The following is a 13,212-nucleotide window of genomic DNA, read 5'->3' on the forward strand; positions in this document are numbered from 1 at the left end:
CGCCAGGCCCGCGCGACAAACACGCGGGCAACGTCCTGCATTATGACAGTGACGACGCCTCAGCGAGAGCGGCGGACGCGCCAGCCGCCTTTCTCGCGGCGACGAGCAACAAGATCAGCAACAGACACAAGACTCAGGGACAACACCCGATGACGCAAGCAACACCAGATCCGCTCACCGGCGACGCCGGTTCCACCTACGCGCCGCTCACGCCGGTGCCGGACGCGCGCCGCGCCTTCCGTACCGGCGACGCATTCGCGCTCTGGTTCTCGCTCGGCATCGGCCTGCTGGTCGCCCAAGCCGGCGCGCTGCTGGTGCCGGGCCTGTCGCTGCCGCATGCGCTCATGGCCATCGCAATCGGCAGCGCGATCGGCGTGGTTCTGCTCGCGCTCGCGGGCGTGATCGGCACGGACACCGGGCTTGCCGCGATGTCGTCGCTGCGTCCGACGCTCGGCGTGCGCGGCGCTTCGGTGCCCGCGGTGCTGAACGCCGTGCAACTGGTCGGCTGGGGCGCGTTCGAAGTAATCGTGATGCGCGATTCCGCCGACGCCCTCGCGAAGCAGGCGTTCGGTTTTTCGATGCCGCTCATCTGGACCGTCATCTTCGGCTTGCTCGCGACGCTGCTCGCAATCAGCGGGCCGCTGTCGTTCGTGCGGCGTTTTCTGCGCACGTGGGGCATCTGGCTGCTGCTCGCGGGCGCGGGATGGCTCACGTGGAATCTGCTCGCGCAGCACGACCTCGCGGCCATGATGCGCCGGCCCGGCACCGGCGAGATGTCCTTCGGCGGCGCGATCGATCTTGTGGTTGCAATGCCGCTGTCATGGCTGCCGTTGATCGCGGACTACACGCGCTTTGGCCGCCGCGCCGGCGACACGTTTCGCGGCACGCTGCTCGGCTACGGCATCGCGAATATGTGGTTCTACGCGTTGGGCGCAATCTACGGACTCGCCGCGGGCGGCGGCGACGCGCTGCTCACGAGCGCGCTCGCGCAGGCGGGCGGCGGCCTCGCGCTGCTGCTGATCCTGATCGACGAAATCGACAACGCATTTGCCGACATTCATTCGGCAGCGGTGTCGACGGGCACGTTCTGGGCGCGCGGCAGCGTGCCGATGCTCTCCGCGGCATTCGGCGCGCTCTGCACGTTGATCGCGCTGCTCGTGCCGATGGCGAAATATCAGAACTTCCTGTTGCTGATCGGCTCCGTGTTCGCGCCGCTCTTCGGCGTGGTGCTGGTGGATCACTTCATTGTGCGCAAGCGCCGCATAGAAGCCGCCGTGCTCGCCGACGTCCGCGGCCGTTACGGCTTTTCGGGAGGCTGGCATCTGAGCGCCTTCATCGCGTGGGCGATCGGCATCGCGGCCTACCAGGCGATCAACCAATGGCTGCCGAATCTGGGCGCAACGTTGCCGTCGCTGGTGATCGGCGCCGTGTGTTATCTCGTCTTCGTGTCGACGCGCAAGACCGCTTACGCGTGAGCGGTCTCTTTGCTTGCTCATGAAGAAAAGGCCTGCAAATGCAGGCCTTTTCGTTGCACGGCGCACCGCTTTGCGCCAACTCACCTCGCGAGCCGCCGGCTCAACGAGCCGCGGCCGTGCGATATTCGACGCCCGGCAGCACGCACAACAACTCGAACGCGAGGTTGGCGCCGAGCAGCGCCGTTGTGCCGAACGGGTCATACGGCGGCGCGACCTCCACCAGATCACACCCGACGATGTTCAAGCCGCGTGCGCCGCGAATGATCTCTAGCGCTTGCGGCACCGTCAGCCCCGCGATTTCCGGCGTGCCGGTGCCGGGCGCAAAAGCCGGATCGATCCCGTCGATGTCGAATGTGATGTAGACCGGGCCGTCGCCCATGCGCTCGCGCACGCGCGCCATCAGCGGCGCGAGCGACTGGTTCCAGCACGCCTCCGCCTGCACGACCTCGAAGCCCTGGTCGCGGCACCAGTCGAAGTCTTCGGCCGCGTAGCCGGTGCCGCGCAAACCGATCTGCACGACGCGCTCGCAATCGAGCAAGCCTTCTTCCACCGCGCGACGAAACGGCGTGCCGTGGGCGATTTTCTCGCCCATCATCGTGTCGTTGACGTCGGCATGCGCGTCGACGTGAATCAGCCCCACCTTGCCGTGCTTGCGATGAATCGCGCGCAGGATCGGCAGCGCAATCGTGTGATCGCCGCCCAGTGTGATCGGCTTGCAATCGTGCTGGAGGATTTCGTCGTACGCGGTTTCAATCCGCGCAATCGAGTCGTGCAGGTTGTACGGGTTGATGGCAACGTCGCCGAGATCGGCCACGCGCAGCGAATCGAAGGGCGCGGCGCGTGTCGCCATGTTGTACGGGCGCAGCAGCACAGACTCGCTGCGGATCTGACGCGGCCCGAAGCGCGCGCCCGTGCGGTTCGAGGTGCCGAGATCGAACGGCACGCCGACGAAGCAGGCGTCGAATCCCGCGGCCGAGCCGACGTTCGGCAAACGCATCATGGTCGCGATCCCGCCGCAGCGCGGCATCGCGTTGCCGGAAAGCGGCTGCGGCCGCTCGCCAGCTTCGGGAGAAATGAAAGAGGACGTATTCATCGTGACTCGGCAATGAAAGCAGCGCAGCAGGCGCGAATCGACAAACCGGCTGGAGACACTGGGCTGGAAAGCCGCCTGAACGGCCCATGCCGGGCAAGTCCTCATTCTTGAGCAGTTCTCGCCAACCTCAAATAGCCGCGCAAAAACCTTCACATCGATTCCGAGCGATGTATCCTGACGCATGTTCTCGCAACTCACCGACCTCGATCTGCGGCTCATCCGCGTATTTCTGGCGATTGTCGACGCGGGCGGCGTCTCGCCGGCGCAAGCCACGCTCAACGTCGGCCAGTCGACCATCAGCACGCAACTGGCCACGCTCGAGACGCGCCTCGGCTACCGGCTATGCGAACGTGGCCGCGGCGGTTTTCGTCTCAGCGCGCGCGGCGAGCAATTCGTCGACGCCGCCCGCGCGCTGCTCGATGCGGTGGACAGCTTCGGCATGCAGGCGCGCAATGTAGGGCGCAAGCTCGTCGGCACGCTCGACATTGGGATGATCGGCCATACGCCGGTGTCGGCAAGCGCGCGCATCAGCGACGCGATCGGCCGGTTCCGTTCGCGCGACCAGTCGGTGCGGTTTTCGATTCTCGTGCGCTCGCCGGGCGAACTGGAAGAGCTGCTGCTCAATGGGCGGATTCAGATCGGCATCGGCTATTTCTGGCATCGCGTGCCGTCGCTCGAATACACGGAAGTGTTCGCCGAAGAGCAGTTTGCCTACTGTGCGAAGGGGCATCCGCTTTTTGCGCGCGCCGGTGACGTGACGCCCGCAGAGGCTGCGGCGCACGAATGGGCGTGGCGCAGCTATCCGTTGCCCGAAGCAGAAAATCCGGTGGCTGCCGCCAATGTCACCGCCGTCGCCGACAACATGGAAGCGGTCGCGATGCTCGTGCTTTCCGGACATCACCTGGGCTACCTGCCGGGGCACTTTGCGGCGCCGTTCGTCGAGCAAGGTCTGCTCGCCGCATTGAACCCGGCTCTGATGCGCTATCGCGTCGCATTTCATATGGTCACGCGGGTACGGCGGCAGCGAACGGATATTGTCGAAGCGTTTCTCGAGGACATGAAGGCCGCGCATGCGGTAAAAGCGCACAAATAACGCGGCGAATTTTCCGTAGCTCATCTGGCGCCGCGCCTTGCGTCTCGCCTTGCGTCTCTTCTATCGGCGTCACGCCCATGAAAAAAGCCGCGCATGCAGCGCGGCTTCCCTCATCAATCTCAAACATACAGCGGCAATCTAGCCATTGATCACGTCCGCACCCTTCGGCACGGTGAACTTGAACGCGTCGGCAGGCAGCGGCGGATTCTTCTGGATGTTCGAAAACGTCAGCAACGTCACGTTGCCGAACACGTCGTGCAATTCCATAGCTTGCAGATTGCCGTCCTTGAAGCCGATGCCCACGCGCTGAAACTGCGTGTCCTTCGTTTTCGGCGTCAGTTCCAGCCAGTCGATGCCGGCCTTCACACCCGCGTCGCGCAGCGTGAAGTTTTTATCGAGATCATTGCTGCCGAACAGAATCGCCGCCGGGCTCGCGCCAAGCGCGCCGCCCAGGCTTCGCACCGTCACCTGGTTTAGATCCTTGTCATACACGTAAAGCTTGTCACCGTCCGCTTGCAGCAATTGCGCGTAGGGCTTTTCGTATTGCCAGATGAACTTGCCAGGACGCGCAAACGTGAATGTTCCACTCGACGTGCTGTTCTTGCCGCCGCCGTTGGTGGACAGCACGCCGCTCGCGCCGCTCGCTGCTTGCGCCTTGCCCGGCGCGCGCACTTCCTGCTGCACGAAGGTACCGCGCGCCGAGTGAACCTGTGCGACGAACGTCTTCAACTGCTCGGTGCCGCTCGCGAAAGCCTGCGAAGCGACGAGCATCGACGCGCCGATCGCCGCCGCGCCGGCACTGCGCGCGACAGTGCGAGCGAGGCGGGCAAAACGGCCGGGGCCGCTGGACTGAGCATGCTGCTGCGCAAATAGCTGCATATGTTTTTTCTCCCTCGATTTCAGTTCGTTGAGCGGCCGCGGTGGTTGCGGCGCGTGGTCATAGCGTGTCTCTTCTGGCCGCTGGCAAAGTGAGCGGAGCGTGACGCACGGCCCGTGATTCGCAGACTTAGGGCAACAAACGCGTGAGGCTGAAACGCTCGCGACAGGTCTTGCGGCTTTGGTCCGGAGCTTAGGCAGCCGGTCTTAAGCGAACCTTAGAAGCGAACGTTTGGAAACGAACGTTACAGGCGGACATCAACCTCTGCGCGTCAATCCGCCTCGCGCGCCGGCGCAAGAATCTCGCGATTGCCGTTCGACGACATCGCCGATACGACGCCGGAGTTTTCCATCTGCTCGAGCAGGCGCGCCGCGCGGTTATAGCCGATGCGCAAATGCCGCTGCACCAGCGAAATCGACGCGCGCTTGTTCTTCAGCACCACGTCCACGGCCTGGTCGTATAGCGGGTCGGACTCGCCGTCGCCCGAGCCGGCCCCGCCCGCGCCCGCCGAGCCCTCGTCGCCCTCGCCGGTCACGCCGCCTTCCAGAATGCCCTCGATATAGTTCGGCTCGCCCTGCTCCTTGAGCTTGTCGACGACACGGTGCACTTCCTCGTCGGACACGAACGCGCCGTGCACGCGCACCGGCAAGCCGCTGCCTGGCGGCAGGTACAACATGTCGCCCATGCCGAGCAGCGATTCCGCGCCCTGCTGATCGAGAATCGTGCGCGAGTCGATTTTCGACGACACCTGGAACGCCATCCGCGTCGGCACGTTGGCCTTGATGAGGCCGGTGATCACGTCGACCGATGGACGCTGCGTCGCGAGAATCAGATGAATACCCGCCGCGCGCGCCTTCTGCGCGATCCGCGCGATCAGTTCCTCGACCTTCTTGCCGACCACCATCATCAGGTCCGCGAGTTCGTCGATCACGATCACGATGTTAGGCAGGCGCGTGAGCGGTTCCGGATCGTCCGGCGTGAGGCTGAACGGGTTCGGCAGCTTTTCCTCACGTTTCGCGGCTTCGTCGATCTTGTTGTTATAGCCCGCGAGATTTCGCACGCCGAGCTTGCTCATCAGCTTGTAGCGGCGCTCCATTTCGGCGACCGCCCAGTTGAGCGCGTGGCCGGCCTGGCGCATGTCCGTCACGACCGGACACAGCAGATGCGGAATGCCTTCGTAGACGCTCATTTCGAGCATCTTCGGATCGATCAGGATCATGCGTACCTGGTCCGCGCTCGCCTTGTAGAGCAGCGACAGAATCATCGCGTTGATACCGACCGACTTGCCCGAACCGGTCGTACCGGCCACGAGCAGGTGAGGCATCTTCGCGAGGTCCGCGCAGACGGGCTTGCCGCCGATGTCCTTGCCGAGGCCCATGGTCAGCGGCGACGCGGCGTCCGCATAAACCGCCGAGCCGAGAATCTCCGACAGACTCACGGTCTGGCGGCGCTGATTCGGCAACTCGAGCGCCATGTAGTTCTTGCCCGGAATCGTCTCGACAACGCGAATCGACACCAGCGACAGCGAACGCGCGAGGTCCTTCGCCAGATTCACGATCTGGCTGCCCTTCACGCCGGTGGCCGGTTCGATCTCGTAGCGCGTGACGACCGGGCCCGGATACGCGGCAACCACGCTCACTTCGACGCCGAAGTCCTTGAGCTTTTTTTCGATCAGACGCGAGGTGAACTCGAGCGTATCGGCGGAAATGGTTTCCTGCGCGGCCGGCGCCGGGTCGAGCAGCGAAATGGGCGGCAACGTGGAATCGCCCGGCAGATCGGTGAAGAGCGGCACCTGCCGTTCTTTCTCGACGCGCTCCGACTTCGCGGGCGTGACGACCGGCGGCACGATCACAACCGGCTCGTGTTCCTCGATACGCACGCGGCCCTTTTCGACCTTGCCTTCGCGCTTGACCGCGGCGGCTTCGCCCAGCTTGCGGTCGCGCCCGGCCTCGCGGCGCAGCTTCGCAAAGGTCACGGCCGAGATGATCGACTCGCCGACCTTTTCCGACACGGACAGCCACGAGAAACGGAAATACAGCGACAGGCCGATGGCCAGCACGATCAGCAATGCAAGTGTGCCGCCGGTGAAACCGAGCGCGTGCGACACGCCGCGCGCGACCGCCTCGCCGATCACGCCGCCCGGCGCACGCGGCAGTTGCACTTTCAGCGACCACATGCGCAGCGCCTCGATACCGTCGCAGGCGAGCAGCACGAGCATGAATGCGAAGGCGTCCGCGAGCCACGTGGTGTCGCGCGGCGCGTCTTCCGGCAATTCCTCGTGGCGGGTGATGCGCTTGTAATTCGCGGAGATGTGCCGGCCCAGCAGCACGATCCACCAGTAGGCGGAAAGGCCGAACAGCAGCAGCAGGATGTCCGAAGTCCACGCGCCCACGCGGCCCGCCCAGTTGGCGATGTGATCGACCTGCGCGGCGTGCGTCCAGCTCGGATCGCGCCGGCTGTAGCTGACGAGCGCCATCAGCAGGAACACGCCGAGCGCGACCTGCAGGATCCAGCGGATTTCGGTGAAGAGGCGCGACATGCGGTGCGGCAATGCCTGCGCGCTCGCGGAATAAGGAGCTTTTGCCATTGATCCTGTTGCTTGTGTGGCCGATCCGGTGTGCCGGGTCTCGCGCGACGCGGCTACGGGCACGGCGCCGGCGACCCGAAACTTCGATCCGGCCTATTGTAAACGCAGTACCCCGCGGGAGGCTGTAAATGACGGTAACCTGGCCGATTGACCACACGCGCGTGCCGCGCGCGCCACGCGCCGGGCTATCGCCGCGATCGGAAAGCTTCATGGAGCAGCCCGCCGCCCCGCCCTTTATAATGCCCGACTGATGCCCATCTACAGTTTCAGCCAAGTCGCGCTGCCCGCATGGGCGAGCAGTGCGCCGTAAAAGGATTCGATCATGCCCGCAACTTCCACGAAACACGCCAAGGTTCTGATTCTCGGTTCCGGTCCCGCCGGCTACACGGCTGCGGTCTACGCGGCGCGCGCCAACCTCGCGCCGGTGCTCGTCACCGGACTCGCGCAAGGCGGCCAGCTCATGACCACGACCGACGTTGAAAACTGGCCCGCCGACGCCAACGGCGTGCAAGGCCCGGAACTGATGGCGCGCTTCCTGGAGCACGCTGAGCGCTTCAACACCGAAATCATCTTCGACCACATCCACACCGCAAAGCTGGATGAAAAACCGATCCGCCTGATCGGCGATTCGGGCGAATACACCTGCGATTCGCTGATCATCTCGACGGGCGCGTCGGCGCAATACCTCGGCCTGCCGTCGGAAGAAGCGTTCATGGGCAAGGGCGTGTCCGCCTGCGCGACCTGTGACGGCTTCTTCTACAAGCAGCAGCATGTGGCCGTGGTCGGCGGCGGCAACACCGCGGTCGAAGAGGCGCTTTATCTGTCGGGCATCGCGAAGAAGGTCACGGTAATCCATCGTCGCGACAAGTTCCGCGCGGAGCCCATCCTGATCGACCGTCTGCTCGCGAAAGAAAAGGAAGGCGTCGTCGAGATCAAGTGGAACCATACGCTCGACGAAGTGACCGGCGACCAGTCGGGCGTGACGGGCGTGCGCATCAAGCACACGCAAACCGGCGAGACTACGGACATCGCGCTGCAGGGCCTTTTCGTCGCGATTGGCCACAAGCCGAACACGGATATCTTCGAAGGCCAGCTGGAGATGAGGAACGGCTACATCATCACCAAGGGCGGCCTGAACGGCTTTGCCACGGCGACGAGCGTGCCGGGCGTGTTCGCCGCGGGCGACGTGCAGGACCACGTGTACCGTCAGGCGATCACGAGCGCGGGCACGGGCTGTATGGCCGCGCTCGACGCGCAGCGCTATCTGGAAACCATCAACGAGATGGCCGGCGAACATGCGATGAGCCAGGAAGCCGAGCGCTGATCCGCAGCGCCTGCGCGCCAACGCAACGGTAAAATGGCGGCTGGGCGTGGCCCAGCCGCTCGCTGAATGAAAGGCCACGGCTCACGAGCCGGCGGCCTTTTTTCATGTGAAGCCGCATCATGGTTGCGCGAGGCGCGGCGCGACCAGATCGCCGCGTGACCAGATAGTTTTCCGCGTTTTTTCCGCGTCTATTACCGCTATGCCGAAGAATCACCCACACCCAAACGAGCCGAAACGGGCACGCGCCGCCGCGCCGGCCTCGCGCGAACCGGCGACGCCCGCCGCGAAGCCTGCCATCGAGCCGGCCGCGGGCCTGGCCGGCCTCTCCGCGCTGCGCGACGCATTGAAGATCGACGCGCAAAAGCGTGAGCGCGAACGCGCTGCGGCGGCAGCCGCGAAGCGCGAAGCGGCTGCGGACGCTGACCTGTTTCGCCGCGAGATTGGCGAAGTCGCGCCGCTCGCGGTGCCGCCGCGCGCATCGTTGCCGCGCAATCCTCCGCCGCCGCTGCCGGTGCAAACCCGGCTCGACGAAGAAGCGGTGCTGCACGAAGCGATTTCCGACGAGTACGACCCCGAGGTACTGCTCGACACGGACGAAACGCTCTCCTATTGCCGCCCCGGCGTAAGCCAGGAAGTCGTGCGAAAACTGCGGCGCGGCGACTGGATCGTGCAGGCGCAGATCGATCTGCACGGCATGCGGCGCGAGGAAGCGCGCGAGGCGCTGGCCGAGTTCATCCGCGAGTCGGTCAAGCGCGGCTTGCGCTGTCTGCGGGTGATTCACGGCAAGGGCCTCGGATCGATCGGCAAGGAACCGGTGCTGAAGGGCAAAGTGCGCGCGTGGCTAGTGCAGAAGAACGAAGTGATCGCGTTTTGCCAGGCGCGCCCGCATGACGGCGGCGCCGGCGCGGTCGTCGTACTGCTTCAGCCGGGCGCGGCACCGGCTTACGCCAGACCTTCGACGGAGCCGCGGTGATCCATCCCAGACTCACGCTGGCGCTTTCCATCATGGAGGCGCTGGCCATCTTTGCGTACGCTATTTCCGGCTTCATCGAGGCGAGGACGCGGCGCCTTGACGCGGTCGGCACGTTTCTCGTGGCGATCGCCACGGCTTTCGGCGGCGGCACGCTGCGCGACGTGCTGCTCGAGCGCCGGCCGTTCTATTGGGTCGAGCATCAGGACTATCTGATCGCCATCTTCGCGATGTCGCTGTTCGCGCCGACGCTGCTCAAGATGACTTCGCGTCTTTTGTCAGAGCGCGTGCTGCTGGTGGCCGATGCGATCGGCCTCGGCCTTTTCAGCATTGCGGGCACCTCCATCGCGCATGACGCGCAAATGCCCTGGTTCACGTCAGTGATGATGGGCGTGGCCACAGGCGTTTTCGGCGGCGTGATCCGCGACGTGCTGTGCAACGAGGTGCCGCTAATCTTGCGCGATTCGCGGCCTTACGCGACGTGCGCTTTCGTCGGCTGCTGGCTGTATGTTTTGCTGGACTACGTGAACTTCGACACGGTGTATAGCGTGCTGGTCGCCACCGGGTTCATTCTGCTCGCGCGGCTCGCGACGTTCCGCCTCAATGTACGCCTGCCGCATTAGCGGCTTTTTGCTTCGTGATCGCCGGGCGCCTGGTCGCCCGGCGCGGCGTGTCGATTTTCGCCGTGCCCGTTCGTCGTGATCTGAGCGGCCCAGCCGGGCCGCAGCACACGTCCAACCGTCAAAGGTGATCACGATGAGCCTCAAGCTATACGCCCACCCTTTTTCCTTGTACTGCCAGAAGGCGCTGATCGCGCTCTACGAGAACGGCACGCCGTTCGAGTTCCGCCTGCTCGCGTACGACAATCCGCAGATCATGGCCGAATTCGCCGAACTGTGGCCGATCAAGCGCTTTCCCGTGCTGGTCGACAGCGGGCGCACGGTGATGGAGGCGAGCATCATCATCGAATATCTCGGGCTCTACTATCCGGGGCCGGTGGCGCTCCTGCCCACCGACGCCCGCGCGGCGCTCGAAGTGCGCAGCATGGACCGCTTCTTCGACAACTATATTTCGACGCCTCAGCAGAAGGTCGTGTTCGACAGCCTGCGCCCCGAAGCCGAACGCGACAAGCGCGGCGTCGCGGAGGCTCGCGCAATGCTCGACACCGCCTATGCGTGGCTCGACAGGACCATGGCGGGTCGCGAATGGGCGGCGGGAGATACGTTCAGTCTTGCCGATTGCGCGGCCGCGCCCGCGCTCTTTTACGCCGACTGGACCCACCCGATCGACCCGGGGTTCGCACAGGTGCGTGCTTATCGCGAGCGCCTGCTGGCGCGTCCGTCGTTTGCCCGCGCGGTGGACGAGGCGAGGCCATATCGCCCGCTGTTCCCGCTCGGCGCGCCTGACCGGGACTGACCATGCCCGAGCGGGACTGAGCGAACCTGAGCGTGACTGGAGCACGGCTAAAGCGTATCGAGCGGCACCGAGCGCCATCGCGCGGCGCCTCCACCACTTGCGGACAACATTAATTCGAGCCTATACACTTCACGTCGAAACCTATTTCCGCCAATTACATAGAAGGCCAAACATGGACCGTTTCGAAGCGATGGAGATATTTACGCGTGTGGTCGAGGCGAACAGCTTCACGAAAGTATCCGAATCGCTCGACCTGCCGCGCGCCAAGGTGAGCCGCACGATTCAGGCGCTCGAAGAACACGTCGGCGTGCGCCTGTTGAACCGCTCGACGCGCCAGGTCAGCGTCACGGAAGACGGCGCGCTTTTCTACGACCGCTGCGTTCGCATTCTCGCGGAAGTCGCCGACGCAGAGTCGTCGCTGTCGAACAAGCGCGAGAACCCGGTGGGCACGATCCGTGTGGATACGTCGGGCACGCTCGCCCGCGCGCTGCTGCTGCCCGCGCTCGATGACTTCTACCGGCGCTACCCTGAAATCGACGTGCGGCTTGGTCTCGCCGACCGCAACATCGACCTGATTCAGGACGCGGTGGACTGCGTGATCCGCATGGGCACGCCGGAGGAATCGAGCCTCGTCGCGCGACGCATTGGCCATGCGCGGATCGTGACGTGCGCGTCGCCTGCGTATCTGGAGAAATACGGCACGCCGACCACGCTCGATCAATTGAGCGAGCACCGCGCGGTCAACTACGTGTCGGCGCGCACTGGCAAGACCTTTCCGTTCGAGTATGAAGTGAACGGCGAGATCGCGAAGGTCGCGATGAAAAGCGTGCTCGCGGTGAACGATGGCTCCGTCTACATCCGCGCGGGCGCGCTCGGCCACGGCATCATTCAGCCGTCGCGCTTCATGGTCGCGCATCTGATCGAGCGCGGCGTGCTCAAGGAAATTCTCACCGACTACACGAGTCCCGGCACGCCGTTGTCGATTCTGTACGCGCATCGCCGCAACCTGAGCTCGCGGCTGCGCGCCTTCACCGAATGGGTCACGGAAGTCGTGCGCAACAATCCAGACCTTCGCATTCCGGACGCTTGACGCGCGTTTGCCGAGCCGGTTGCGAAACAGAAGCAACCGCAATAGCAACAGCGAAAACAAAAGCCCCTTGTCTCTCACGAGCCAAGGGGCTTTCTGCTTCGGAACAGATGACGCGAAACGCAGTCGCGCCTTAAGCGATCCGCTCTTCGTTCGACGGGTCGAACAACACCGCCTTCGACGTATCGAACAGCAGCGTGGTGTTCGTCAACGGCTGCGGATTCGAAGCCGGGTGCACGCGGCTCACCACGCGCTTGCCGTTGACCTGCGCGAACACGAGCGTGTCCGGACCGGTCGGCTCGATCACGTCGACCTTCACTTCGATCTGCTGCAGCTTGCCGTGATCGCCATGCGCGCCGCGCGAATCGGTAATGCGCTCCGGACGCAAGCCGAGAATCACTTCACGACCGATGTGCGACTTGACCTTGGCCGAGTCGAACGGCAGCACGAGCGCCGTGCGCGCGACGCCCGTGTCGAGTTCGAGGCCCACGCCCGCGCCCTGCTCGACGAGCTTGCCCTGAATGAAGTTCATCGGCGGCGCGCCGATGAAGCCGGCCACGAACAGATTCGACGGCGAATCGTAGATCTCCTGCGGCGCGCCGAATTGCTGGACGATGCCGTCTTTCATCACGGCGATGCGGTCGCCGAGCGTCATTGCTTCGATCTGATCGTGCGTCACGTAGACGATCGTCGTGCCGAGGCGTTGATGCAGCAGCTTGATTTCCGAGCGCATTTCGATGCGCAGTTTGGCGTCCAGGTTCGACAGTGGTTCGTCGAACAGGAACATCACCGGGTCGCGCGCGAGCGCACGGCCCATTGCCACACGCTGACGCTGGCCACCGGACAACTGCCCCGGCTTGCGATCAAGCAGATGCGTGATCTGCAGCGTGTTCGACACGCGGTCGACAATCTGCGCCTGCTCGCTTTTCGGCACCTTGCGGATGTTCAGGCCGAACGAGATGTTCTCGCGCACCGTCATCGACGGATACAGCGCGTATGACTGGAACACCATCGCGATATCGCGGTCTTTCGGCGACAGGTTATTCACCGTCTTGCCGTCGATCTGGATCTCGCCCTTGGTCACCGTTTCGAGCCCGGCAATCATGTTGAGCAGCGTCGACTTGCCGCAGCCCGAGCCGCCGACGAGAATCAGGAACTGGCCGTCTTCGATGTCGATGTTGACACCCTTCAGAACCGGCACCCCATTCGGGTAAGTCTTGTACACGTCACGGATGGAAAGGCTTGCCATGCTGTGAATCCTCTAGTCTCTGGTACTGCTTGAAATCGTCT

At 64.3% G+C, this 13,212-nt stretch carries 11 protein-coding genes; 7 read left to right on the forward strand and 4 right to left on the reverse strand.

Annotation, left to right across the window (positions count from 1 at the left end; translation table 11 throughout):
* Positions 1-149 precede the first annotated feature (149 nt).
* On the forward strand, positions 150-1,475 hold the full coding sequence (gene cytX / locus A3AC_RS0111625; protein WP_025599012.1) for a putative hydroxymethylpyrimidine transporter CytX: 1,326 nt from the start codon (positions 150-152) through the stop codon (positions 1,473-1,475).
* 100 nt (positions 1,476-1,575) lie between these two features.
* Here cytX and speB read toward each other — a convergent pair whose 3' ends face one another.
* Positions 1,576-2,568 carry an agmatinase gene (gene speB, locus A3AC_RS0111630; protein ID WP_025599013.1) on the reverse strand — a complete coding sequence of 331 codons (993 nt, stop codon included), beginning with the start codon at positions 2,566-2,568 and terminating at the stop codon, positions 1,576-1,578.
* 181 nt (positions 2,569-2,749) lie between these two features.
* Between speB and A3AC_RS0111635 the strand changes: the two genes are divergently transcribed.
* Positions 2,750-3,661, forward strand: a complete 912-nt coding sequence (locus tag A3AC_RS0111635) for a LysR family transcriptional regulator (RefSeq protein WP_025599014.1) — start codon at positions 2,750-2,752, stop codon at positions 3,659-3,661.
* 138 nt (positions 3,662-3,799) lie between these two features.
* On the opposite strand, the gene lolA is transcribed toward A3AC_RS0111635, so the two are convergent.
* Together lolA and A3AC_RS0111645 are read right to left on the reverse strand one after the other, a co-directional pair.
* On the reverse strand, positions 3,800-4,540 hold the full coding sequence (gene lolA, locus A3AC_RS0111640; RefSeq protein ID WP_025599015.1) for an outer membrane lipoprotein chaperone LolA: 741 nt from the start codon (positions 4,538-4,540) through the stop codon (positions 3,800-3,802).
* Between the two features lie 269 nt (positions 4,541-4,809).
* Complete coding sequence (locus tag A3AC_RS0111645; RefSeq protein WP_025599016.1) at positions 4,810-7,125, reverse strand: DNA translocase FtsK; 2,316 nt, start codon at positions 7,123-7,125, stop codon at positions 4,810-4,812.
* A 322-nt stretch (positions 7,126-7,447) separates the two neighbouring features.
* Here A3AC_RS0111645 and trxB point away from each other — a divergent pair, with 322 nt between their 5' ends.
* The 5 genes from trxB (at position 7,448) to A3AC_RS0111675 (ending at position 11,925) form a co-directional block, all read left to right on the forward strand.
* Positions 7,448-8,449, forward strand: coding sequence for a thioredoxin-disulfide reductase (trxB, locus tag A3AC_RS0111650; RefSeq protein ID WP_025599017.1), 1,002 nt, complete (start codon positions 7,448-7,450; stop codon positions 8,447-8,449).
* 199 nt (positions 8,450-8,648) lie between these two features.
* Positions 8,649-9,422, forward strand: coding sequence for a Smr/MutS family protein (locus tag A3AC_RS0111655; RefSeq protein WP_025599018.1), 774 nt, complete (start codon positions 8,649-8,651; stop codon positions 9,420-9,422).
* Positions 9,422-10,042, forward strand: a complete 621-nt coding sequence (locus A3AC_RS0111660) for a trimeric intracellular cation channel family protein (protein ID WP_025599020.1) — start codon at positions 9,422-9,424, stop codon at positions 10,040-10,042. The genes A3AC_RS0111655 and A3AC_RS0111660 overlap by 1 nt, the downstream gene beginning before the upstream one ends.
* A 133-nt stretch (positions 10,043-10,175) precedes the next feature.
* Positions 10,176-10,835 (forward strand): glutathione S-transferase family protein, encoded by a 660-nt coding sequence (locus A3AC_RS0111670; RefSeq protein ID WP_025599021.1) that lies wholly within the window; start codon positions 10,176-10,178, stop codon positions 10,833-10,835.
* Between the two features lie 172 nt (positions 10,836-11,007).
* Positions 11,008-11,925: a LysR family transcriptional regulator gene (locus A3AC_RS0111675; protein ID WP_025599022.1), complete on the forward strand. Its 918-nt coding sequence runs from the start codon at positions 11,008-11,010 to the stop codon at positions 11,923-11,925.
* 130 nt (positions 11,926-12,055) lie between these two features.
* Here A3AC_RS0111675 and A3AC_RS0111680 read toward each other — a convergent pair whose 3' ends face one another.
* Complete coding sequence (locus A3AC_RS0111680) at positions 12,056-13,171, reverse strand: ABC transporter ATP-binding protein (protein ID WP_025599023.1); 1,116 nt, start codon at positions 13,169-13,171, stop codon at positions 12,056-12,058.
* Positions 13,172-13,212: the final 41 nt, after the last annotated feature.

The sequence above is a fragment of the Burkholderia sp. WSM2230 genome (genome assembly GCF_000472445.1).
Lineage (GTDB): Bacteria > Pseudomonadota > Gammaproteobacteria > Burkholderiales > Burkholderiaceae > Paraburkholderia.